The 22,887-nt window shown below is 46.4% G+C and carries 28 protein-coding genes and 1 pseudogene; 14 read left to right on the top strand and 15 right to left on the bottom strand.

Going from position 1 to position 22,887, the window contains the following annotated elements:
- The first annotated feature begins 75 nt into the window (after positions 1–75).
- From cpcA to H6F73_RS17550, 6 genes are all read left to right on the top strand, one after another.
- The gene (gene cpcA, locus H6F73_RS17575) at positions 76–564 is read left to right on the top strand and encodes a phycocyanin subunit alpha (protein WP_190760085.1); all 489 of its coding nucleotides are present in this window, start codon (positions 76–78) and stop codon (positions 562–564) included.
- A gap of 255 nt (positions 565–819) precedes the next feature.
- A complete protein-coding gene (locus tag H6F73_RS17570; RefSeq protein ID WP_190760084.1) occupies positions 820–1,686 on the top strand; it encodes a phycobilisome linker polypeptide in 867 nt (288 codons plus the stop codon).
- 81 nt (positions 1,687–1,767) lie between these two features.
- Positions 1,768–2,133: a phycobilisome linker polypeptide gene (locus tag H6F73_RS17565; RefSeq protein WP_190760083.1), complete on the top strand. Its 366-nt coding sequence runs from the start codon at positions 1,768–1,770 to the stop codon at positions 2,131–2,133.
- Between the two features lie 27 nt (positions 2,134–2,160).
- Positions 2,161–3,000 carry a HEAT repeat domain-containing protein gene (locus H6F73_RS17560; RefSeq protein WP_190760082.1) on the top strand — a complete coding sequence of 280 codons (840 nt, stop codon included), beginning with the start codon at positions 2,161–2,163 and terminating at the stop codon, positions 2,998–3,000.
- Between the two features lie 171 nt (positions 3,001–3,171).
- Complete coding sequence (locus H6F73_RS17555) at positions 3,172–3,831, top strand: HEAT repeat domain-containing protein (RefSeq protein ID WP_347239562.1); 660 nt, start codon at positions 3,172–3,174, stop codon at positions 3,829–3,831.
- A 55-nt stretch (positions 3,832–3,886) separates the two neighbouring features.
- Positions 3,887–4,189: a Dabb family protein gene (locus tag H6F73_RS17550; protein WP_190760081.1), complete on the top strand. Its 303-nt coding sequence runs from the start codon at positions 3,887–3,889 to the stop codon at positions 4,187–4,189.
- 97 nt (positions 4,190–4,286) lie between these two features.
- Here H6F73_RS17550 and H6F73_RS17545 read toward each other — a convergent pair whose 3' ends face one another.
- From H6F73_RS17545 to clpS, 5 genes are all read right to left on the bottom strand, one after another.
- A complete protein-coding gene (locus H6F73_RS17545) occupies positions 4,287–4,691 on the bottom strand; it encodes a fasciclin domain-containing protein (RefSeq protein WP_190760106.1) in 405 nt (134 codons plus the stop codon).
- A gap of 395 nt (positions 4,692–5,086) precedes the next feature.
- Entirely contained in the window at positions 5,087–5,284 is a 198-nt protein-coding gene (locus H6F73_RS17540) for an NblA/ycf18 family protein (RefSeq protein ID WP_190760080.1), read from the bottom strand.
- 93 nt (positions 5,285–5,377) lie between these two features.
- Positions 5,378–5,800 carry a ssl1498 family light-harvesting-like protein gene (locus H6F73_RS27305; protein ID WP_190760079.1) on the bottom strand — a complete coding sequence of 141 codons (423 nt, stop codon included), beginning with the start codon at positions 5,798–5,800 and terminating at the stop codon, positions 5,378–5,380.
- A gap of 362 nt (positions 5,801–6,162) precedes the next feature.
- Positions 6,163–6,456: a DUF2103 domain-containing protein gene (locus H6F73_RS17530; RefSeq protein WP_190665518.1), complete on the bottom strand. Its 294-nt coding sequence runs from the start codon at positions 6,454–6,456 to the stop codon at positions 6,163–6,165.
- A gap of 214 nt (positions 6,457–6,670) precedes the next feature.
- Positions 6,671–6,964, bottom strand: a complete 294-nt coding sequence (clpS, locus tag H6F73_RS17525) for an ATP-dependent Clp protease adapter ClpS (RefSeq protein ID WP_347239563.1) — start codon at positions 6,962–6,964, stop codon at positions 6,671–6,673.
- Positions 6,965–7,498: 534 nt separating this feature from the next.
- Between clpS and H6F73_RS17520 the strand changes: the two genes are divergently transcribed.
- The 4 genes from H6F73_RS17520 to H6F73_RS17505 all read left to right on the top strand — a co-directional run bounded on the left by H6F73_RS17520 (position 7,499) and on the right by H6F73_RS17505 (position 11,350).
- A complete protein-coding gene (locus H6F73_RS17520; protein WP_190760078.1) occupies positions 7,499–9,958 on the top strand; it encodes a dynamin-like GTPase family protein in 2,460 nt (819 codons plus the stop codon).
- Positions 9,959–10,153: 195 nt separating this feature from the next.
- Positions 10,154–10,513: a KGK domain-containing protein gene (locus H6F73_RS17515; RefSeq protein WP_190760077.1), complete on the top strand. Its 360-nt coding sequence runs from the start codon at positions 10,154–10,156 to the stop codon at positions 10,511–10,513.
- Positions 10,514–10,633: 120 nt separating this feature from the next.
- The gene (locus H6F73_RS17510) at positions 10,634–11,017 is read left to right on the top strand and encodes a KGK domain-containing protein (RefSeq protein ID WP_190760076.1); all 384 of its coding nucleotides are present in this window, start codon (positions 10,634–10,636) and stop codon (positions 11,015–11,017) included.
- 87 nt (positions 11,018–11,104) lie between these two features.
- Complete coding sequence (locus H6F73_RS17505) at positions 11,105–11,350, top strand: HNH endonuclease (protein ID WP_190760075.1); 246 nt, start codon at positions 11,105–11,107, stop codon at positions 11,348–11,350.
- On the opposite strand, the gene H6F73_RS17500 is transcribed toward H6F73_RS17505, so the two are convergent.
- Complete coding sequence (locus H6F73_RS17500; RefSeq protein ID WP_190760112.1) at positions 11,262–11,612, bottom strand: hypothetical protein; 351 nt, start codon at positions 11,610–11,612, stop codon at positions 11,262–11,264. The two genes, H6F73_RS17505 and H6F73_RS17500, sit on opposite strands and share 89 nt — an antisense overlap.
- 402 nt (positions 11,613–12,014) lie before the next feature.
- Here H6F73_RS17500 and H6F73_RS17495 point away from each other — a divergent pair, with 402 nt between their 5' ends.
- Positions 12,015–12,731 carry a response regulator transcription factor gene (locus H6F73_RS17495; RefSeq protein ID WP_190760074.1) on the top strand — a complete coding sequence of 239 codons (717 nt, stop codon included), beginning with the start codon at positions 12,015–12,017 and terminating at the stop codon, positions 12,729–12,731.
- Positions 12,732–12,965: 234 nt separating this feature from the next.
- Here the strand turns inward: H6F73_RS17495 and hemG are convergent, their stop codons facing one another.
- Positions 12,966–14,417: a protoporphyrinogen oxidase gene (hemG, locus tag H6F73_RS17490; protein WP_190760073.1), complete on the bottom strand. Its 1,452-nt coding sequence runs from the start codon at positions 14,415–14,417 to the stop codon at positions 12,966–12,968.
- Between the two features lie 97 nt (positions 14,418–14,514).
- A complete protein-coding gene (locus H6F73_RS17485; protein ID WP_190760072.1) occupies positions 14,515–14,739 on the bottom strand; it encodes a DUF2811 domain-containing protein in 225 nt (74 codons plus the stop codon).
- A 744-nt stretch (positions 14,740–15,483) separates the two neighbouring features.
- On the opposite strand from H6F73_RS17485, the gene H6F73_RS17480 reads away from it, so the two are divergent.
- Positions 15,484–15,744, top strand: coding sequence for a hypothetical protein (locus H6F73_RS17480; RefSeq protein WP_190760071.1), 261 nt, complete (start codon positions 15,484–15,486; stop codon positions 15,742–15,744).
- A 446-nt stretch (positions 15,745–16,190) separates the two neighbouring features.
- Here the strand turns inward: H6F73_RS17480 and H6F73_RS17475 are convergent, their stop codons facing one another.
- The 5 genes from H6F73_RS17475 to H6F73_RS17455 form a co-directional block, all read right to left on the bottom strand.
- Complete coding sequence (locus H6F73_RS17475; RefSeq protein WP_190760070.1) at positions 16,191–16,832, bottom strand: methyltransferase domain-containing protein; 642 nt, start codon at positions 16,830–16,832, stop codon at positions 16,191–16,193.
- A gap of 74 nt (positions 16,833–16,906) precedes the next feature.
- Positions 16,907–17,245 (bottom strand): DUF3082 domain-containing protein, encoded by a 339-nt coding sequence (locus H6F73_RS17470; protein WP_190760069.1) that lies wholly within the window; start codon positions 17,243–17,245, stop codon positions 16,907–16,909.
- Between the two features lie 265 nt (positions 17,246–17,510).
- A complete protein-coding gene (gene ispE / locus H6F73_RS17465) occupies positions 17,511–18,464 on the bottom strand; it encodes a 4-(cytidine 5'-diphospho)-2-C-methyl-D-erythritol kinase (RefSeq protein ID WP_190760068.1) in 954 nt (317 codons plus the stop codon).
- A 15-nt stretch (positions 18,465–18,479) separates the two neighbouring features.
- Complete coding sequence (gene rsmA / locus H6F73_RS17460) at positions 18,480–19,361, bottom strand: 16S rRNA (adenine(1518)-N(6)/adenine(1519)-N(6))-dimethyltransferase RsmA (RefSeq protein WP_190760067.1); 882 nt, start codon at positions 19,359–19,361, stop codon at positions 18,480–18,482.
- Positions 19,362–19,502: 141 nt separating this feature from the next.
- Positions 19,503–19,853 carry an NfeD family protein gene (locus H6F73_RS17455; protein WP_190760066.1) on the bottom strand — a complete coding sequence of 117 codons (351 nt, stop codon included), beginning with the start codon at positions 19,851–19,853 and terminating at the stop codon, positions 19,503–19,505.
- Between the two features lie 168 nt (positions 19,854–20,021).
- On the opposite strand from H6F73_RS17455, the gene H6F73_RS17450 reads away from it, so the two are divergent.
- Entirely contained in the window at positions 20,022–21,077 is a 1,056-nt protein-coding gene (locus H6F73_RS17450; RefSeq protein ID WP_190760065.1) for a LuxR C-terminal-related transcriptional regulator, read from the top strand.
- Between the two features lie 112 nt (positions 21,078–21,189).
- On the opposite strand, the gene H6F73_RS17445 is transcribed toward H6F73_RS17450, so the two are convergent.
- On the bottom strand, positions 21,190–21,969 hold the full coding sequence (locus H6F73_RS17445) for an ATP-grasp domain-containing protein (protein ID WP_190760064.1): 780 nt from the start codon (positions 21,967–21,969) through the stop codon (positions 21,190–21,192).
- A gap of 53 nt (positions 21,970–22,022) precedes the next feature.
- Here H6F73_RS17445 and H6F73_RS17440 point away from each other — a divergent pair, with 53 nt between their 5' ends.
- Positions 22,023–22,592, top strand: a complete 570-nt coding sequence (locus H6F73_RS17440; protein WP_190760063.1) for a Uma2 family endonuclease — start codon at positions 22,023–22,025, stop codon at positions 22,590–22,592.
- Positions 22,593–22,692: 100 nt separating this feature from the next.
- On the opposite strand, the pseudogene H6F73_RS17435 reads toward H6F73_RS17440, so the two are convergent.
- A pseudogene (locus H6F73_RS17435) lies at positions 22,693–22,887 on the bottom strand (photosystem II q(b) protein); the annotation flags it as partial.

Genomic DNA, 22,887 nt, shown 5'->3' with positions numbered 1-22,887 from the left:
CGCTGATATCCTTCAGCAAGTTCTCACATTTCGACGAAAACTTTGTAGCAAAACCATTCGGGAGAGACTCAAACGATGAAAACCCCCATTACTGAAGCAATTGCAACCGCCGATACCCAAGGCCGTTTCCTCAGCAACACCGAATTGCAAGCCGTAGACGGTCGCTACCGCCGCGCAGCTGCCAGCATGGAAGCCGCTCGTACTTTGACCAGCAATTCTCAAAACCTGATCAATGGTGCAGCCCAAGCGGTGTACAACAAATTCCCTTACACCACCCAAATGCAAGGCAATCAGTACGCAGCCGATCAGCGCGGTAAAGACAAGTGCTCTCGCGACATCGGTTACTACCTGCGTATGGTCACCTACTGCTTGGTTGCTGGTGGCACCGGCCCAATGGATGAGTTCCTGATTGCTGGTTTAGATGAAATCAACACCACCTTTGAACTGTCCCCTAGCTGGTACATCGAAGCGCTGAAGCACATCAAGAGCAATCACGGTCTGAACGGACAAGCCGCCACCGAAGCTAACACCTACCTTGACTACGCCATCAACGCCCTGAGCTAAGAAAGATACGCTCTATAGCGTCTTTACGATTGCGTAGTCCGGTAAGAGATGTCCGGATAGGTAGGCAGGGGCTAGCAACAGGCTAGTGGTTGTTTACCCGTCCGGGCATCTTCGTTTATATAGACCTTAAAATCAGCGATCAGCAACAAGATTGAGAATTTTAGATTTGGGATCGGATCTAAAAACTCATGAAAGCTGAAAGCGATTGCACAAGGTTTGGCTGAAAACGCTTGTTGTTAGTTGGGAGAATTTTAAATGGCTATTACAGCAGCAGCATCCCGCTTGGGAACATCAGCTTTTAGCGAAGCATCGCCAGTTGAATTGCGGAGAGATTGGAGCCTGCAAGATGTTGAGAGCGTGATTCGTGCCGTCTACCGTCAGGTTTTGGGCAACGACTATCTGATGAAGTCAGAACGACTCACCAGTGCAGAATCCCTTTTGAAAAATGGCAGCATCACCGTGCGAGAATTCGTGCGCTGTGTTGCAAAATCGGAGCTTTACAAATCGAAGTTTCTTTACAACAATTTCCAGACGCGCGTCATTGAACTGAACTATAAACACCTGTTGGGTCGCGCTCCGTATGATGAGTCTGAGGTGATTTTCCACCTGGACATCTACGAAAACCAAGGGTTTGATGCCGAAATCGATTCTTACATCGATTCTCCGGAGTATCAAGAGAGCTTTGGCGAAAATATCGTGCCTTACTATCGCGGTTTTGAAACCCAACGCAGTCAAAAAACCGTAGGCTTCACCCGGATGTTCCGGCTGTATCGCGGTTATGCCAACAGTGATCGCTCTCAGGTGGAAGGCAATAACTCCCGTCTGGCTCGCGAACTCGGTCAAAATCGCTCATCCGCCGTTGTCGCTCCTTCAGGTGGTTCTGAAGGCTGGGCATATCGCACATCTCAAGATTCCACTCCTACTACCAGTTTGGGTGGCTCTTTAGGGTTTGGTCAAACGGGTAAAGTTTACCGGATTGAAGTAACCGGCGTTCGCAATCCCGGCTATCCTAGCGTGCGTCGCAGCAGCACCAGCTTTATCGTGCCTTACGAGCAGTTATCGAACAAACTGCAGCAAATTCAGCGCCAGGGCGGTAAAATTGCCAGCATTACGCCAGCCTAAGATCGTTTTGAATTTTGAAGAGTCAAAAATTCAAAGTTCAAAGTTAGTGTAAGACTTTCATCTTTAGGAGATCGCAAGAATATGCTTGGTCAATTAGCTTATGGGAGAGCGGCAAACAGCTCTTCTGGTAGCCGGCTCTTTCGGTACGAAGTCACTGGTTTAGCTCAAAGCGAAGAAAGTGACAGAACAAACTACCCCATTCGCCAAAGTGGCAGTGTGTTTATCACAGTGCCTTACAACCGGATGAATGAAGAAATGCAGCGAATCCTTCGCATGGGTGGCAAAATTGTCAACATTTACCCGATGACCGCTGAAGGTAATGCAGAATTCGAGAAGAGCAGGAAAACTGCATCGGAGCATCACCATGAGGGTGCATCGGAGCATCACCATGACGCTGCTTCCGAGCATCACCACGAAGGTGAAGGCAAATCGGAGCACGATAGCTAAGTAAGCCATCTGACAAGTACCAGACCCATGCAGGATTATTTTGAACCGGCACCACCCGCACCTGAAAATGGTGGCGAATCTTTAACCGCAGAGCAAGCAATCGCAAATCTGCGGGGTGATGACCTGGGTCTGCGCTACTATGCAGCTTGGTGGCTTGGCAGATTCAGAGTTCGAGAACCGGCGGCAGTTGACGCTTTGCTGGCGGCTTTGGAAGATGAATCTGACCGCACAGACGATGGGGGATATCCCCTGAGACGCAATGCAGCGCGGGCACTGGGCAAACTGGGAGACCAGCGTTCAGTGCCGGCGCTGATTTGGTGTTTAGACAGTTCAGACTACTACGTTCGAGAAGCTGCTGCCCAGTCGTTGGAAATGCTCAACGCGACGGCGAGTGTGCCGGTGTTGATGCAAATGCTAGCCGGCGGTGTGGAAGCGGCTGTGCGGGTTCCGGGAAAACCCCATCTCGCCCAACCCTACAATGCAGTCATCGAAGCGCTAGGAACCCTCCACGCTACGGAGGCGATTTCCCTGATTCAGCCTTTCCTCGAACATCCGGTTAAGCGGGTGCAATACTCCACAGCACGAGCGATGTACCAGCTCACAGGCCAATCAATTTATGCAGAACGCCTGATTCAAGCTTTACGCGGCGATGAGTTGCAATTGCGCCGGTCGGCTTTGATGGATTTGGGTGCGATTGGCTATTTACCGGCAGCCGAGGCGATTGCGGAAACTTTGGCAGAAAATAGTCTTAAGTTGATTGCCCTTAAAGGAATTTTAGAACATCAGCTAGGGAGTAACCCGACACAACCTCCTTCGCTGTCTGATCATGCGATTCAAGTTATGGCGGTAATGGATTCGCTTTTGTGATGAAATGCCGGCAATCTTAAGTGATAAAAAATATTGATAATCTGTACGTCAGGCTTCTTGCAAAGTCTTAGGTTTTGATTTTTAACCACAGATGGACACAGATGGACACAGATGGGTTAATGGTTAATGTGCCATAGAGTTTGATGTTTGGAGGTTTTTGCAAGAGGTTTAATGTTTAGTGATGTAATTATGACCAAGGATGAAAGCATTCAAAAATTGATTCAAGCCGTTGATGAGGCGGATTCTGCTGATGGCTTGTTAAACGCAGTCAAGGCGTTGGCGGCTGAAAACTCACCGGCAGCGATTCCTAGTTTGATCCAGGTTTTACGCTACAACAACCCTGGTGCGGCAGTTGCAGCGGTGGATGGGCTAATTTTAATTGGGGAGCCGGCAGTGCAGCCTATTTTAGATCAGCTTGATAGCTATAACTACGGTGCGAGAGCTTGGGCGGTTCGCGCATTAGCCGGCATCGGTGATCCGCGTGGCATCGATTTACTGATCTCGGCGGCTGAAACTGATTTTGCCTTGAGCGTGCGCCGCGCGGCTGCTAGAGGGTTGGGCAATCTGCAGTGGGTTGGGCTGTCAAGCGAGCAGGTTTGTAACGATCAAGAGCGGGCTTACAACACATTAACCAAAGTTTGTGAAGATCCAGAATGGGTGGTGCGCTACGCCGGCATCGTGGGATTGCAAGGATTGGCGAGTGCGGTGCCGGCAGATCGTCCCGCTTGGTTTTCTCAACTTCTGGCGCAGTTGCAGCAAATGGCGCAAGCAGATGCAGAGTTGGTGGTTCGCGCCCGTGCTGTGCTGGCAACTCAGACTCTCACTGCCTAGCCTCGTTTTGTGGAACCCAAGAAATTTAATGTCGTTTTTTCAATAGGAAGATTGAATGATCAAGCATATTGTCATGTGGCGGTTAAAAGATACCGCAGAAGGCGCTTCTAAAGACGAAAATGCCGGCAAGATGAAGGAAATGCTAGAAGCGCTCCCAGCAGTTATCCCAGAAATTGAGCATCTTGAAGTGGGGATGAATGGCATTGAATCACCGGCAGCGTACGATGTGGCACTGTATTCAGCCTTTGCCAGTTTCGATGCGCTGAATACTTATCAGAAACATCCAGAACACGAAAAATGCAAAGAATTTATCGGCAAAATAGTTAGCGAACGCGCCGTGGTTGACTACGAAATCTGATAAAGTTTTGCGCCTAAATTGTTCCTTAAAACAGTTATGGGGCAGCGACTATAAATAATCGCTGCCCCACAGATAGCATTCACTACCTAAGCGCTGGTTACGCCGGCATCAAAACTGTGTCAATGATGTGGATGACACCATTATCAGCAGCAACATCTGCTGTTGCAACGGTGGCATCATTGACCTTGACGCCGCCATTGGAAGCGTCAATTTTCACGTCTGAACCTTGAACTGTGGTTGCTGAATCCAGCTTAACCACGTCAGATGCCATTACCTTGCCTGAAACGACATGGTAGGTCAGGATTTTCTTAAGCGTTGGGATATCCTTAAGCAATCCTTCTACTGTACCTTCGGGAAGCTTAGCAAAAGCTTCATCAGTCGGCGCAAAAACTGTGAAGGGACCAGCGCCTTTTAAAGTGTCTACCAAATCAGCCGCTTTGATTGCAGTAACTAGGGTGTTGAATGAGCCAGCATTGATGGCAGTTTCTACGATATTAGCCAAGTTGTTCACCTAGTTTTGTGTCTTCTGTTTTCAACTATAAACCTTTTTGAAACGAAGAATATCTACTATTAGGCATAGATATATTTTGTTGAGTTGCTCTCAGCAAATAGCTCATTTATATTACACATAACATTAAAAGCGTTTTTTAGATTAAGGAAAAATTAATTTATAAATAATAGTCAGATAAATTTTGATAGCTAGCAGATAAAATGGCGACATGATGTTAGGGATCGGCAGCTTAACATAAAAAAAAGCTCGCCGCTAATACAAGGATTGCAACAAAGCTTTTTTATATTTTGAAGATTATTTTACCGGCTCTCAGGGGAGCTTTGGCAAATTGACTGTTGCGGCTGTATTTCGTAACTGCCAAGTGCTTGAATCCTTGCTAACCCGCTTTAGATAGAACTAGCGCCGGCATCGATATTCCACTCGTGCTTCAGAAATTCCCGGTACATCGTTTCCTGCATGATCATCTGCTTATGCAGCATCAGCAAAAAATCCTGGGCTTGTTCACGAGACATTTGCTGCACTTGGTCGGCAAAGCTACGGATGGTAAATTCTTGTTCTAAAGATAATTTGATAGGCTGATTCATGGCTGGCTCCTGTGCCCAATTTGGGCGAAAAATAGAGGGTCAATGCTAGCTAGATATCTGGGTTTAAAGCGAAATATCTAGCTATTGTTATCCCTAGCTAACAACAAATACAGTCAATAGCGTTAAGGCAACGAACACGATAGCAATTGCGCCTTGAAAGGCATAACCCTTCTGCTGTTCTGGTGAAGGATACTCTGCCAAGGTAATAGCCGGCTGCATTGCGTAGTTATTGTTAAGTCCCTCGTTATCTACGGTGCGTCCTACCGGCACCTCAAGCAATTGAGTGGCATTGCTACGTTTATAGGCTTGGGCTTCTGCGGGGATTAGTTCTCTGCCATTACTGCGAAGGGGTGCTGCGGCTTGCTTCCCTTTCTTTCCTGCTTTTAATTCACCTGTTTGATCGAAGTGCATTTCTAACGGTTCGTCGATGTATGTATCAGCCTCCATAAAGAAGCTGTCGGCAGTCATACATTCATCTAGGTTGAGGGTGTTCCCTTGTTTATCGGTGTAGCGCATGGGTTTGTGCCCTCTTGTAAACTTATGTTAACTAATATAACACGATATTTACAAATAGACCGAATTGCAGTAAATCCAGAAATGAGCGATGACATTCCTGGATCTCTGTTTGGCCTAAAAGTGGCGAGATTGTCCCGGCAAACGCGCAAAGCGTAAAACTCCTTATCTCTAAGGTTTTCAGCAAATTTTGTCAGGCCGGCAAAAGAACTGGATACCGCCTGTATTTTATTTCTAAAAACCTGATTGTATAAGGAGTGTGGCTGCGAGATAGCGACGGGTTACACGGCGCTACTTTTAGGCTTATGTATCAGAAGGCAAACGCTTTAGTCTTTAAATGTATTGCCTTAATCAGCAAGCTTGACTTATTTCTTTAATAACAAGGCAATTATCTCTTCCAGCTCATTCTGGCTCAAGCTGGTGATGACAAAGACTTCTTGAACCGTCTTACCTTGTCTTGCCAGCACCTTAAACCCGCCACGAATGGGAACGGACACCCGTAACGTCATCCGAGGGGTGTGACCCTTAACATTACCAATGACGCCTGGGGTAATGGTTTGAATATCGGCATACTTTGTCAGCCGTTCCAGGATCGCGATCAAACCGGGAATGTGAGTCGAATGATTGAGAACTAATCTAGCGCTGGAAGAGTTGCCCATAACAATTTAAACCAAATAACTACCCCCCTAGTCTAGGGCCGGCCTAGCCCAAAAAAGTGAAAAGCAAAAAGTGAAAACTTATAAGGGGGACAGTCAGAGAACCGAAAAAAGAAAAGAGCCGGCACCAGACGCGCCCGGTTTCATTTGAGTTTGTGCCGGCAGTTGATGATGATTGCTTAACAAACCCGATGAAATTCTCACCGGCTCCTTAACTTTAGGCTTTCTCTAATGGAGCCATCGTTAAGCCGGCACGACTGAGCTGTTGGTGATAAAGTTCAGCTTGCTCTTGCGGGCCAACCCAAACCGTCGCTTGGCCCTCAAAGTGGATTTGGTTCGTCAAGTCCCAAGCCTGATCGCCTGTCATCCCCGGAATATACTTCATCAAGCATTCAGCAACGTGCTGAAACGTATTGAAATCATCATTCAACACGATTACTTTATAGTTGGGATAGAGTTGCCGTGTAACTTGACTGGCTTTATCGGGAGCTACCGTTGGTGAAGTGGCCATTGCGTGAATAGCTGCTGAAAGTACCGCAGTCATAAGGCAGTTACCGAATTTATCTTTACAAAATTATACAACCTAAGTTTAATCATATTTTAACAGTTAATTAGCGAAGGGCTTTCATAATTTTCGGCTGAATGCCGGTGGTTGCCTAATTAATTGAGCATCGCTCTCTCAAGACGTGGCTAAATGTTTTTCCGAACTATGAACGTCAGCACAAGGTACTGCAAAGCTCAATGACGTTATTGCTAAGCCGGCTTGACAAGTTTCAGCATTCGAGTTAATTGTTTTGCTCTTATTTTTTAACTGAATAAATATTGAAAAGTAATTCTAGCACGTTCTATTTATTTTTATAGAATTAGATTTAAATCTTACAAATTTTTCGTAAAATTTAGAGAAACTTGTAACTTTGTATTTTTTCAGAAATTTTCTCAACCTGGTTCATACTCCTGGGTAGAGACAGGCAAATTTTGGGCAACCTATTAAAGAATTCAGATTCGATCTGTCTCTCGTTGGTTCCTCTTCACTCTCTGGACAAATATGACTCAACTGTTACCTCAGTGCGAAAATCTCCAAGCTCAGGTTGATAGTCTACTGCATTTGTTGAATCAAGAACCGTCCTTACGGATGCAAGATATCACCGGAGTTCAGGCGTCCCTGAAAAAAGCAATTTCTCCTAAATTTGAAATCGTCTTCGCCGGCGCATTTAGTGCCGGCAAATCGATGCTGATCAACGCTTTGCTAGAGAGAGAATTGCTCTACAGCGCCGAAGGACACGCCACCGGCACCGAATGTTATATTGAATATGCAGAAGCCGACAAAGAACGAGTCGTTCTCACCTTTTTAAGTCAGACAGAAATTAAAGAGCAGGCAGATGCTTTGTGTCAGCGTCTGGGATTAACAGCAGACACCAATCTTCAACAGCCTGAAGCGATTAACTTGCTAACTGAAAAAGGCGAAACGATCATCAAGCTGGAAGGTGGAGAAAGTAAATCTGATCGAGCGAAACAAGCGAAAGCACTGGTTTTGTTACTGAAGGGTTATGCCGATAACAGTGAGCGCATTCACCCAACCCACAGTAACACGTTTTCGATGGAGCAATTTGACTTTTCCAATTTAAAAGAAGCTGCCGGTTATGCGCGTCGTGGCAGCAATAGTGCTGTTTTAAAGCGAATCGAATATTACTGCCATCACCCGCTATTACAAGATGGCAACGTGTTAATTGATATGCCGGGAATTGATGCGCCGGTGAAAAAGGATGCGGAACTCACTTACCGCAAAATTGAAGATCCGGAAACATCTGCCGTCGTGTGCGTACTCAAACCGGCATCGGAAGGAGACATGACAACGGAAGAAACAGAACTTTTGGAAAAGATGCGAAAGAATCCTGGGATTCGGGATCGTGTCTTTTATGTTTTCAATCGAGTTGATGAAACTTGGTACAATACTCAATTGCGCCAGCGACTCGATGATTTGATCAATTCCCAGTTTAGAGACAACAGCCGGGTTTATAAAACCAGTGGCTTGCTAGGATTTTATGGCAGTCAAATCAAAGGAACGAACAAACAAGATCGTTATGGATTAAACTCTCTTTTTGCCCAAAGTGTCAAAGGCACCGGCATTCAGGAAGAAACGCCCCAATTTATCAGCGAATTTAACCGCTATTGTGCCAACTCTGGCAAACTTTCTCCGAGTAAATTTAAGATTGCGGTTTTCAGCTACGAAACCCCTAATGAGAATTATTTCAGAATTCTGAATGAACAGGGTTCACCTCTCATCGATCAGCTCATTTCCGATAGTGGAATTGAAGAATTCCGCACCGGCATCACTCGCTATTTAAAGGAAGAAAAGCGTCCTCAACTTTTTGAAGCGCTAGCAAACGATCTTCAGCCGGTGTGTGTCGCCTTGCGCCGGCTGTATTTAGAGCAACACCGAGAATTGGAAAGTCAACCAATTAATATTGAGGGTGTAAAGTCGCGGCGTTTGGAGCAACTGAATTACGAATTAGGGCAAATTGGTACAGCTTTGATTGAACATATCAGTCAGGAAGTCAATGAGACGATTACCAATCAGTGTCCAATCTTTGAGGAAGACTTTCGCAAGCTCAAAGTGAAAATGGTTTCACGCATGGATGAACTTTTAAATACTTTCTCTGTTGAAGAAGCTTACCGGCGTGCAACACATACTCATCCGCGCAACTCTACTGCGCCACTTTTGGCGATTTTAGTAGAGGCATTTTATTTCATGGCAAATGAATTAGAAGAAGTTCTCGTCGCAGAATCGCAACAAGTCATTGCCAATTGGTTTGTCTATTTAATGGATCGCATACGTCATCAAGAGTATTACCGGCAGATGTGCCGGCTAATTGGAACAGATGCCGGTGTTGAGCAAGCATTTAAAAGTTTAGAAACGCAAGTACAGCACGCAATTCGTGCGGCGGCGAGTTCAGAATGTGATCGTTATGTGCGAGAAAGCGCTCGATTTTACGACGAGAACACATTTTCAATTTACCAGTTCCGTCAAGTCTTGCAGCAAACTTCTCAAGCTTATGATTGCGCGAGTATGGTGGAGGCAGAACCGGCAATTCGTCAGCTGTTGAAAATGGACTTTGAACCCAAGGTGAAACAAACCATTCAAAGTGCTTTTCGCCAAACGATCAATCAAACATTCAAAACTCACTTGCTGCCCTTAGCCAAAGCGCAAGAAGAATCAATTTTACAGCAATACAACCGCGCTCGCGCCCATCTCGAAAAAACGCTAGAAAAGGAAGCCCAAGAACAACTCGACCACAATCAGAAAAATCAATCACAATTGCAGGAAACTGTCAATACTTATAATGAAGCCGTTGGCGGAATTAATCAGTGTTTACAAGGGATGCAATTAGATCGCTATCAACTGCCGGCGGTTAAGTTCAAAGATGATTTTATTACTGCCGGTGAAGTTTCTGAAGCAAATCATCTGAACGAGCAGAAACAGCAAGTAGAAGCTCTTGTAGATTAATCCAATTTCTTGCAAAAGTCTCAAATCACCAACTTCTCTTGAACACCAGCCGTTAATTTATCGTGTTTGTCTGTGGTAAAAAAAGACTTTTGCAAGAAGTCCATTTAATTAATCCGAGATAGAGAAGGATGAGAGAATGGCAAAAAAAAAATTGCAAATAACTTTGAGTATCCTAATGGAAAGAAGGATGAGGAAATGTCAAAAAGGGAAATAGAAGACAAGTTTGAGCGTCTAGATCGTGAAGATGTTGTGTCTGTATTTTCAGGACAAATTTTATTAAACAACCGCACCTTCACAATTAGTGAATTTATCGCGTCAATGCTGCCAATTATCAGGGAAAGAACCCAAAACTGGACAGTGGAGAAGGATTACTGGTTTGGTAAAGGCATTAATTGTAAAATACTCCAACCCGGTAAAAATTGGCAAAAAGGCAAAGTGAGAATTACTTTAGAGTTTTGCCCAGAAACTCTTGAGGTGGAAGAAACACCGGCAACTGAACCTGCAGCCGGCGAAGAAAGCTCACCCCTTGATGAGATCCGGCAAATGAAGATTTAAGAGAGCCGATGAAACTAACATTATGTCACGATTTTACGTGGCATAATCCACAAAAAATGCGTACCCATAGAAAAACTTAATTCATCAGGCATTTTTGTAATTTAGGGAGGACAGATTGATATGACCGATAAATTCAAGCCATTGGAAAAGCATGAAGTTGTGTGTTTTAAAGGAGACTCTTTAGGGCGCGAGTTAAATTTAAACTCTAATGGCTTTGTTGAAATAAATTTAACTGATTTAGAGTTTAAGCTAGCAATAAGAAGGAAATTGAATGTTTCAGACCCAATCAGAAACAAACTGTTTGGTGAAGGGATAGAATGTCATGCTTTGAAATATAAGGCTGACGGCTGGGAAAGCGGAAAAATTCGAGTTAAACTAACTGTAGAATTTTGTCCGGATGAGCCAGAAGTTGAAGAAACATCGGCACCCAATACAGCCGAAGCCGGCGAACCTGAATCTCCCCTTGATGAGATTCGACAAATGATCAAAGAAGAAAATCAATAAATGCCAGATGCCGGCGTGAAATCAGGCAAGGATTTGGTATTTAGGTTTTTGATAGGATTTTTCTAAGAAGACGCCACCGGCACAGCCATGACTAAAACACCCAGAATTCCCATTCCGCCAGAAGTGAGAAAATATGTTTTTGAGCGTGATCGTTATCACTGCAAAAGCTGCGGTCAAACACACTTAGAGACATCACTGACAATTGACCACATTATCCCCCTCGCGCGTGCCGGCAGCAACGACATCAGTAACCTACAAACCCTGTGTAGCCGGTGCAACCGGCAGAAAAAACACCACCTCGATCCCCGCTTTCACCGTCATTTCGATCTTTAAAAGGGTATTGATCAAGTATGATTTCTAATGCCATCTTAAGAAAGAAGTTGCAGCTAAGTGAGGCTTCGCAATTTGTTACAATCTGCCGAATCTTTTCGGGACTGTAACCGCCGGCAGTGCTTAGCTTAGGCAGCGCTGAGGCGAAGGCAAATCCCTCAAAGCCGGTGGCAACTTCTCCTGGGGCGGCTGGTAAGTAACTTTGCCTACCCCCCGCAGCCCAAGTGCCGGCACGCAACCACAGCTTAAGTCGTTGCGGTTTCAAAGTGAAATAACACCCGGCATCTAAACGCGTCTGGCGCTTAATCTTTTACTGCCTGGTAAAAGTAAACCAACCGCCGTCGGCTGCTCAGTTCCCTGTATCTTCTTGTTGCAGAGCCTGAATTCTGTTGTAAATTGAGCTTTACTTCCGTAAAATCAGGGTTTGCATACAAAAATTTCCAGGGAGTTTCGGTAAAACCCAGACACAAGTTTTAAACTCGCGTCAGTCGGTCAAGATCCTTGATCGATGGGCTTTGAGCCGATAATTTTCTAGAATGCTGGATAAACGACTATGCTGGGAGCCGCTCTCCTACAGAGTTGCTTAGTTGCCGCCAGAGCTTCACCTGGCGCTCGCCATCAGTCTGAGAAATCCTTCTTGCCCAGTTCTTAGAGCAAGGTTGTAGACATGGCCCCTGCCAAGATTCTTGTCGTTGATGACGACCCTGCAATCCGTAATTTAATTCATCGCTTCTTGAGCAAGCAAAGCTATGAAATGGAGTCTGCCGACAACGGCAAGACTGCCCTAGAGGTGTTTGAGCAGTTTAACCCAGACCTTGTGATTCTGGATGTCAATTTGCCAGATACTACCGGCTACCAGCTGTGTCAAGAAATGCAAAAGCGCACAGGTGTGTTTGTCCTGATGCTGACAAGCAGGACAGACGAGTCTGACATCCTCCAGGGATTTTCCCAAGGTGCCGATGACTACATCACCAAGCCTTTCCGCCTGGTCGAGTTAGCAGCCAGAGTCCAGGCAATTTTAAAGCGCCAGCGCCCCGTAACCACCGCAGAACAGCAAATTCTGACTTTGGGGCAGATGTTCATCGATCCAGTGCGGCGTGAGGTCACACTCAACAACGAGATGGTGCCTTTAACCGCGCTCGAATTTGACCTGCTGTATTTTCTGGCCAGCCACCCCAACCGAGTTTGGCGGCGTGCTGAACTCTTGCAAGAAGTTTGGGACTACGACTATGTCGGGGATCAGCGGGTAGTCGATGTGCATATTGGCCAAATCCGCCGCAAGATTGAAGTGGATGTTAACCAGCCTTCGATGATTCAAACTGTGCGGGGGGTCGGCTATAAGTTTGAATTGCCTGGGGCACCCGGAGCACCACAGGTTGAATGAGCTTTGCTGCTGCCTTCGCGTCCAACGTGTCTGATCCGGACACGAATTTTGACCGGCAAGGCAGCATCCGCAACCGGCCAAAACCGACTCCTAGGAGGCGAGTGCCATCCCTTTAAGCTTGCTTGCCGGCGCAACAGAATACTGAAGAGATTTGGTAAGCGGTAATGGTAACTCCAACCAATTACCATTACCTTTTTTCTTACCTTCCTCGGAGAATTGACACTGAGAAAAGCTTTAATTTTTAACCGCTAAATATTGCCCAACAACACTGGCACAATCTATGCCACGGCGAACGCAATCTCCCAAAGCAACGCCATCGGTGTAGTTCCCGCATAAATATAACCCAGGCAACTGCCGCAAACCCTGCTCGATTTGCTCAAGACGCCGGTGATGGCCAAGGGTATACTGCGGGATCGCACGTTTCCACAAATTCACCGCCAAAACCTTCGGGGGCACATCTGTTTTCAGCAGCGACCGGCAAAGGTCTTGATGCACCGCCTCAACAATTTGCGCTTGATCTAAATCCCCAATTTCCAGGTCTGTTGCGCCCCCAATAAAGTTAATCAGCAAATTCCACCCTTCCGGAGCACGACCGGCAAACAAACTCGAAGCCCAAATGGTGCCCAACGTGCGAATTCCCTGACCTCTGGGAATCAAGTTTCCAAACCCCTGCAATTTATCCTTAAAAGCGTCCGCAGGATACCCCAAGACGACACACGCAACCGGCGGATAAGACAATTCCTCTAAAGCATGGCTAATGGGGGGTTGTAGGGGCTGCAATAGCTCTGCCGTGACATAAGCGGGGGTGGTGAGCACCACGCTGCGAGCTTCAACCTGCTGGGAACCTTCCGGCGTCGAAAATTCTGCCAGATAAGTTTGCCGATCGGTGGGGCGCAACTGCAACAAACGCCAGTTAAGTTTCAAATTTTCGCCCAATTTGTTAGCAATGGCTTCGGGCAATGCTTGCATCCCAGTTCGGAACGACCCTAATTCCCCTGGTTTTGTCTTGGGAACGTCCGGATCGGTAACAACCGGCTGGGATTTTGGCCGGCGAGACAGCACTGCCCCTGCGATTAGTCCTCCACCCACTTCTGTTAGTTTTGCCACCCGCCCAAACGCAGCAGCCGCACTCAACTGATCGGGATCGCCGGCATACACCCCTGAAACGAACGGTTCTACTAAGCGCTGTGTCACCTCAGCACCCAAATGTCGGCGGAAGAACTGCGACACCGTTTCCTCGCCTCCCATTGCCGGCGGCACAAATCCTAACGCACCCATCAGCGCCCGCAGTTTCCCCGATAAACTCAGCAAGTGGGACTTCACCAATGCCGGCGGACTCATCGGCACGGGGATCAACTCACCCTTCCAGTACACGTAACGCGGCAGCCGCCGATCCGCGAGCACCAACTCGTCTTTTAAGCCCACATCCACAGCCAGTTTCAGCAGTGCCGGTGTCGGGGAAAAACTGTTTGGCCCTTCTTCCCAAAGAAAGCCGTCTCCAGACGATGACACAATGCGTCCCCCCACCCGTCCCTGACTTTCTGTTACCAAAATTTTCCAAGGACGGCTGCCGGTGGGCGCTTTGTCGTTTTGCAGGGTGTGGCCCAAACTCAGACCGCTAATGCCGGCACCCACAATCAGAGTATCTAGGACATTCGATGGATTGGCTGGTTGAGTTGTTTGCATGACTCTGGCAAAAAATTTTAAATTTTAGATTTTAGATTTTAGAGTGACGAGCGATCCAAAATCCAATCTCTAAAATTTACGCACCCCCCATGAAGTTTTAAACCGGATGCTTGAATAGCGCTTCAAGATACACGCGGGCAGCCTGACGATAGCTTCGTGACGATTCCGGGCTGCCACTACTGCCATTTTGCAGCAAAAACAGTGACAGAGCGGCAGAAAAAACCCGGTCTTGATCCCAGTCTGGATGGCTGTCCAAGTAGTTTTTGAGGGATTCGTGTAATTCTTCGGGAATTTCCGCCAGAATGCTGATGCTTGCGTTCATAAAATCTCCTTAGGCCGGCTACTTATTTTCTCCCTGCCCTGGGCCGGCGATTGCCTTCACTTCCACTACGCAGAAGCGACGAACAGCACCCGTCCAGGTGAGAGCATTTTTAGGTAGGCCGGTTCATTTTGCGCTACCAGGGGGTGGGGTTGTCAATGATGCGAAATGTTACAACCGCCTTCATACAAAAAAAAGGTTTACGAAGGAATAAGCCTTTGAAGGCAATTTCCGTTACATAACTTTACAGAAAAACGACTTTTGCCACAGGTTCCGGGTGTTGTCTGAGAAATCCCCAATCCAGCAGCAAGCGTTGATGATACCGTTCCCCCCTGTGGAAAACTCTGTCTAAATTGTGGAAAACGCTTTGCTTACCTGTGGAATGTTTGTGGAATCTTTGGGGAAAATTCCGGCGAAAAATAAGAATTGCAAAACTTTTCGCTTTGTATGATTTTTTGTTCGCATCGATTCGAGCAAGATTTGTGAGCGCCGGCCTGCCGATGATCCCCTCAAACCCAGTGCCGGCAGTGATTGCAGCCGTGCCGATTAAGAATAAGTTCGGGCAGCGTCCACAAGAGCAGCACTGATGCGGTTGTAAAGTTCTAAGACAATTGGTTGCCAGGTAACAAATATTTTCTGTATCCTTTGTTACAGAACGCAATAGATTTTAGCCCACTGCTAAGCCGGCGTAGCATCCTAGCCGGTCGGAAAGCCTTAGCTGTGTGCTGTTAACCAGAGGAGGAATTTATGAAACTCGACATCCGCACACCCAACTTCAATATCGCGTCCTGTCCCTATCCTCGGCCCGCTGCAAGACACCTAGATAGGCATCAGTGGCAACAAGAACTCCAGCCGAATACGTGGGTGGCACTCCTAGAGGTTCCGAGTGCTTTGAGTTTTGACGAAGCGCTTTTGCTATGCCGGCATTCCGATAGCGAGTGGGTTGCTTGGATTCCCGATCACGGAGAAAGCATCCTTCATGTCAGTCAATTTTTCCCAATGACATAAGCAAGCATTCGGTTACGCAATCTTTCATTCACTCCATAATGGTTTGCTCTGAATGCTTTGCAGGAAAATTACAGTCCAGAGGCAAAATCTCCCAACAATTGAGATTGTTGGGTACTCAAGTTCAAGAGTGCCGGTTAAAAAATATCCTTCCCTAGTAGGGTGCGTGACTCATGCACCCTACTTAACAATTTTTACTAAATTAAATTAGCTCACTCGCATTAAACTCACAACCTGACGCATTAGGTTAAGTAAGGCGTAGTGTCAAGGTTATTTCAACATTGTTTGCATCATTAATAACAAGTTGATTGAGAAACAGTTGATGGGCGATTGCGCGTTTAACTGTTGTTGAGCGGCCAACCTACGGCTATTCAGCCGGCAAGTCATGAGGAGCGATTTAACAAACAGGTTTTTAAAGCTTTTTAGGGCTGCTCTCTGTCTGCAAATGACTAGGACGGCTTACAAGAACACAACATTGATTTCCAAAGATAGGGCAACCGACCGGCAAACCTGAAGGAAATATCAGTGTATCCTTCTGATTTTAATAACGTGGTCAGCGTCGGCACCGAGAAGAATTTAACGTGACCCATATCCCAAAGAACGGTAAAATGCTCATCCATTTTGCCTGAAGCAGCCAACATCAAGTTCTTTAAGTAGCCGTGATAGGGCGTGCTGAGAATTAAACACCCGTTCGGCTTCAAGCACTTTTGGGCATATCTAACCAACTCTTTTGGATAAAATAAGTGTTCGATCACTTCAACGGCCATGACAATATCAAATGAATTGACCAGACCGGCATCTGGCAGATCGTAAATATCTGCTTCGATAAATTTGCAATCTGGGAAACTCTCACGGGCGATAGCAATTCCCTGTTCAGAACTATCAAGACCAACAACTTCATACCCGTGCTGTGCAACAAGATGGGTGAGACTGCCATTTCCACACCCAAGATCGAGCACGCGCGTCTGGGCAGCACCGGCAGGGCTGTTGGCAGAAAGTATTTCCAGCAAGGGAGTCATCAAATAGGGGTGATGATACCTTGGTTTGCTATCTCGATAAGCATATTCGTACTTATTAGGGGTTTTTTCCACCAATCAACCGTCTCCTGGGAATCTTGACTAGAACCCAAACTGGATTATTATCCCTGATGGCAGAACATTTATAACTATTGAGCATCTGAAGGCGGGGCCGATGGTTTGCTAAGCTGCTGAATCAGAATTTTAAGCCCTAGAGCCATGAGTCCTAAAGACACTAGCGCAAAGATGCCGGTGGCCATCGTGCTGATTCCTACAACCAGGGTACGCACAGCTGATGAAATATTCACAACCGCAACATTGTCAGAGTGAATCGGCTTATTGGCAAAGCTTTGGGCAATTGAGCTTGTGAGCAAGTAGCCGGCAGCAGCGAGGGCGCTAGACACTAAAGAGCCGGTGATGCAGCGTAGCACACTGGGTTGCTCAGGGGTTAAAGCTGGGGTATTAGGCGTTGGGTTCAGGTCAGTCATTGCTTTATTAGGAGGTAAGGGAAAGAATTGAGGATTGAATATTTGTGGCGCATAAGGGGTGATAGACAGACCATTTTATCTAATCTCCCATTATTCAGCCGGCAAGGGATTGGGCTGCCCATCTCAACGCCGCAAGCGAAACAAATTTCTTGCTTTCCTTATATTCTCGCTTTATGGGAAAGACTCACAGGGGTGCCCAATGCCTGATACCTGATTCCCACTTTTCAACCCAGAATTTCAAACGCTTTCAAACTCAGTGCTAACACTACTTTAAGGGGGATGCGAGTTGAATGCCGGTGGAGATGAACTTTGCCACCCACACCTCTAAATCAGGGTCAGGAATAGCAGCTTTCACTGCTTCTTTCACTTGTTGTGCCTGCGCTTGAGATTCCGTCACTGCAAAGACAGTTGGCCCAGAACCCGACATCATCGCTCCCAAAACCGGCGACTGCTCGAAGGCTTGGCGCAAACGCGACACTTGGGGATAGGCCGGCAACACCACGCGCTCTAAATCATTATGGAGTAACTGGCCAATTTTCGTGCCGTCGCGGCGGGCAATGGCATTTACCATCGGCCCAGAGTGTACGCGTTGCCGGCGGTTTTCTAGGGTATTTAGGTCAGAAACGTAGGTATTACTAAACTGCTGCCGGAATGTCTGATAAGCCCAAGCTGTAGACACTTCCAGACTGCGGTACTTCGCCAGCACCACATACAAATGAGTTAAATCCGGCAGGGGAGAAAGGGCATCACCTCTGCCGGTGGCTAGTGCAGTCCCACCGGCAATGCAGAAAGGCACATCAGAACCCAGCCGGCCTCCCAACTCCTGCAATTCCGAACTCGTCAAACCCAGTTCCCACATTAAATCTAACCCCACCAGCACCGCAGCAGCATCCGTTGATCCGCCGGCTAGCCCAGCAGCCACGGGGATGTGCTTGTGAATGGTGATGTCAGCACCCCCAAAGTTTTCAAAGCTATCTGGAAACTGCTCAGCCATGAGTTGGGCAGCGCGATAAGCCAGGTTACTTTTGTCAAGTGGCACTTGGGGATGATCGCAGTGAATGCGAATTTCATCGGTTCCATTGGCACGCACAGCGATGCGATCGGCTAAATCCACACTTTGCAACACCATCGCCAGTTCATGATAGCCATCCGGGCGAGTGCCGATGATTTCCAGATACAAATTGATTTTGGCTGGGGCGATTAGGGTGTAGGTTTGCATGAGAGGGGCTAGGTGCTAGGGGCTAGGGGCTGAGTCTGTAACTTCCGTGATGTGTTCTGTGTCTTGCCGGTTCAATAAGTCTCCAGTGTTTAACTGGTTGCTGAGGGCGACCCAATTAGCAACGCTGAGGTCTTCGGCGCGGACTTGGGGATTTAAATTTAATTGTTCCAGTAAGTGGGTCAAGCGATCGCGATCAATTAGCCCTTTTAAGTTATTTCGCAACATTTTGCGCTTGCTGGAGAAGCCTTGCTGAATTAATGTACCCATCAAGCGGGGATTGTCTGCCGGCACCTCTACCTGTCGGGGACGCAGACGAACAACAGCAGAGTCTACTTTTGGGGGTGGGTGAAAAGCTTTAGCCGGCACAGGGCAGATTAATTCGCAGGTGGCTAAATACTGTACTCGCACAGAAAGGGCACCGAAAGCTTTTGATCCGGGTTGGGCGTAAAGCCGTTCTGCGACTTCTTTTTGTACCAGCAGCACGATTGAATCAAAGGGTTTTGCTGCCGGCGCGGTAATCGTGCCTAGAAGTTTTTCTAAAATCGGGCCGGTGATATTGTAGGGGATGTTGGCAACAACTTTATTTGGATGTTGAAATGCCGGCCATGCGGTGAGTATAGCGTCCAATTCCAGGGAAAGGAAATCACCTTGGAGGAGCAAAAAGTTTGCTCTTTGCCCTAGCTGTTTAGCTAGGTGTTGGCATAAATCGCGGTCAATTTCTACGGCGACAGCAGACTGGACAAGGGGCAACAGCTGGCGCGTCAGGATGCCGGTGCCGGGGCCAATTTCCAGGACACGGTCGTTTTGAGATAACTCAGCCGCACTGATGATCTGATGCAGCGTTTTTTCACTTTGCAGCCAGTGCTGAGCGAATCGTTTACGAGGTTGAGGAGTCATTACTTCATTTTACGGGCCGGCAGCTAGCCTGAAATTGCAAAAGGCGAGCTAAATGCCCGCCTTCTTGCCAAGATATGATTTTGACACAGTTAGATACACCCTATACTCTAAAATCTTGAAATTCCCTGTACAAAGCCGTGACTAAAATACAGGAACAGAAGTCCGTCGGCTTAAACGTTCCTCCCAGTACATCTGACGCCCGGATTCAGTGCCGGCAAAAGCTGCCTCACTGTCTGACATTTCAATGGGGGATTCGGGTAAAGTTATCGGATCGATGGGGACTACCAGCAGCGTAATGCCTTCACGGGCAACAACATTCACAAACTGGTTAGGCGACACAGTCGCTTGACAATCTGGATTATAGAAGCGTGCCGGCCAGTATGTCCCGTCAAACTTAACGCGTCCTCGCTGATTGTAAGCGATGGCTTGTTCGACGATACCTAAAAGAGGTTGTGGGAACATTTTGACAGTGTCAGTGAATAGGGTGTCCATTCGCGGAATCTAGTAGCCCGTGTAACGGCTTGTATCTAGATCTCAAAATTACATTGTGCCTCATACACATCCGGGATTTGTGTAAAAAGATTCACAAGGAGGGCGGTAAAGCGTACCTGTAGCTCTCGCTTGCGATATGCTAAGAGACATGGCTCCATTTTAGAGTGCATGAATCACACCCAGTTTGATCAAGCCTTCGATAAGCTGCCTCATCGGCGCAAGCAGGTTTTGTTGAAGGTTTTAGCCGGCGAAACGGACGCAAAGATCGCCCAAGCTTTGACAATTACGGAAGCAACGGTTAGAAAACACATTGAAAATATTTGCAAAGAATTTGGGATTCGGAATGACTTTCCTGATGAGCGTCGTTTCAAACGTCCAGAGTTAATTGCACTGTTTGATCGCTATAAGCCAGAATTAGTTAATTCACAAGCTTTGCAGCGAACAGACTGTGCCGGTTCTTCTACTCCCTTAAATGAAAACTTCTTGGAAGCCGATGAATTGCGGTTTTCCACCATTTACAATCGGGACGTTTTTATTTTAATTGACCAAAGCGGGTCAATGGTGAGAAAAGATGCCGATACCGGCACCCAAACTCGCTATGAATATTTGCAAGAAGTGATTGAAGGACATATCGCTTCGATTTTATCTGCCGGCTGGCAATCGGTGAAACAAGCTGGACAGCAAATTTGTGAATCTGTTTCTATTTACTTCTTCAGCCGGTATGAAGTTGCACCGAATCCAATTGCCATTGCCGATGCCTCCCAAGTCTGGAAAATTTTTAGCGAGAATCAACCAAAGACAACAACCTTCATCGCCCCAACTTTAGAAAAATGCTTAGATACTTGGCTGAATAATGGCAAGCTTAAAAATCGCGGCGCTTTTTTTATTATCTACACAGATGGTTTATTTAATGATGAACCGCACTTTATCAATTGCATTGCCAAAGCCTGCGCCAATATTGACAATCCCAATACCGTTAAGTTTTTTGTCTTAGGAGTCGGCAAGGATATTGATATCAAGCACTTTCTTGATCTTGATTTCAATGTCAACAATCAAATGCCATACGATATTTTTGTCTTTGATTTAGTTAATGAAGTTGATGATATTATTTCACTTCTAAAACGCCAGATAACAAACGATCCGCTTTTGATATTTCCTAAGTGGGTAAAGGAGCAATATCCAGAATTTGTCCAGCAGGTATTAGCCGTGCGTCAGAGAATTTGAGGGCTTTTACTATCCCTATGTGATGGTGACGTACGACCCTCAAGATACAGAAAAATATTATAAAACTCGTCATTGTTTAATGGTGGAAGTTCTTTCACCTTCCCTCAAAAGATTAGAACCAAATGCGGGTAAATTCTTCTGGTGTCCAACCCACGAGATCGGACACTTGCCCATCCCCAATTTCAACAACGCGCTGCCTTCCCTCAACGGTTTCGATGACGTCTATGCTGAAAAAAGAGCTAGGAATTATTTGGGCGCATTCTCTAACCAAATCCGGGATAACCGCTGTTTCTTTTGCTGCGTAAGCATTGCCCTGCCAAATAAAATACCGTTGCTCGGAATTTTTTACCCAATTTTCTACCCGTCGAACACACAAACCACCTTCAATCTTACCTCTGAATTTTTGCATTTCTAGAACCACCGTCGTAATATCTTGTGGAGTTTCGACAATAGAGCCTGTAGAGGTTTTGAGCGATTTTACGTGGTCTTTTATGAAAAATCTGTCCCAACCCAGTTTTTCTAAAGCATCTACTAAATTTTCGTTGGGGTTATAGAATCGAGTTTCAGGGGTTAGATGCGAAATTAACGGATACCAGTTGGGCAAGTAGTGTGCCGCCGCATATTCACTTGTGCTGACAAGCATTCTGGCACCCATTTTTTCAACACTTTGCACAAGAAACTCATAATGCGCTAGGGGCAACATCCAGCCTCTGTACAGTACGGCATCTCCTGTATGAACAGCCGGCGTAGTTTTTAGCTCACCCCTTTCTAAACCCTCGATCAAAACCGAAGCAATTTCTGCACCACAAGCTTTAAATGTGTTTGCCTCATTGGAGAAGGCACTATCGATAGTTTTGGGACTAAAGTAATCCGACGGAAATAAGATTAGCATTGCGCTGAGTTAAGTGTGTAATAATCTATTTTCTAGATTTAGGCAAAGAAGTTATGGAACTAGCACCGGCATTTATTTCTCCTGAAGACTACCTCAAAGCCGAAGAAAGTAGCAAAGGACGCCATGAATATCTCGGTGGTCAAATTTTTGCCATGTCTGGCGGTAGCGAGGAACACAACCGCATAGCCCTCAATATCGCCAGTTTACTCCGGTTTCATTTACGCGGTAGTGGGTGTAAAACTTTCATTGCCGATATGAAAGTAAAAATAGAAATTGCCAGCAATACTGCCGATGTCTTTTACTATATCGATGTGATGGTGACGCGCGATCCTCAAGATACGGAAAAATATTATAAAACCCGTCCTTGTTTAATTGTAGAAGTTCTCTCACCTTCCACCGAAACCTTAGATCGACGCGAAAAACGCCTCAATTATCAAAGTTTACCGAGTTTGCAGGAATACGTTCTAGTTTCCCAAGAGGAGATGAAAGTAGAAGTTTATCGGAAAAATGAAGCGGGAACTTGGAACTTGGAAATATTCAACAGGGATGATATTTTACAGTTAAATTCTGTGGGGTTAACCCTGGCAATGGCAGAGATTTATGAGGACGTGCTGCCGGCTTAAATATTTGGTTTAATAAGAGGGGATGGGGCTAAAGCCTAACTACAAGCCAACAAAAAAGCGCCCCCTTGTGAGGAGCGCTTTTTTAATTGTTAGCTAAAACTTAGCCATTGATAGAAGGTGCGGTTAAAGCAACAGGAGTTTGCTCACCGGCAGCCAAATCAAGCGGGAAGTTGTGAGCATTCCGTTCGTGCATCACTTCCATCCCCAAGTTTGCCCGGTTGATCACATCAGCCCAGGTATTGATAACGCGACCTTGTGAATCGATTACCGACTGGTTGAAGTTGAAACCGTTGAG

It is taken from the genome of Microcoleus sp. FACHB-68 (assembly GCF_014695715.1).
Classification (GTDB): domain Bacteria; phylum Cyanobacteriota; class Cyanobacteriia; order Cyanobacteriales; family Oscillatoriaceae; genus FACHB-68.
This window is presented reverse-complemented; position numbering and strand designations above follow the sequence as displayed.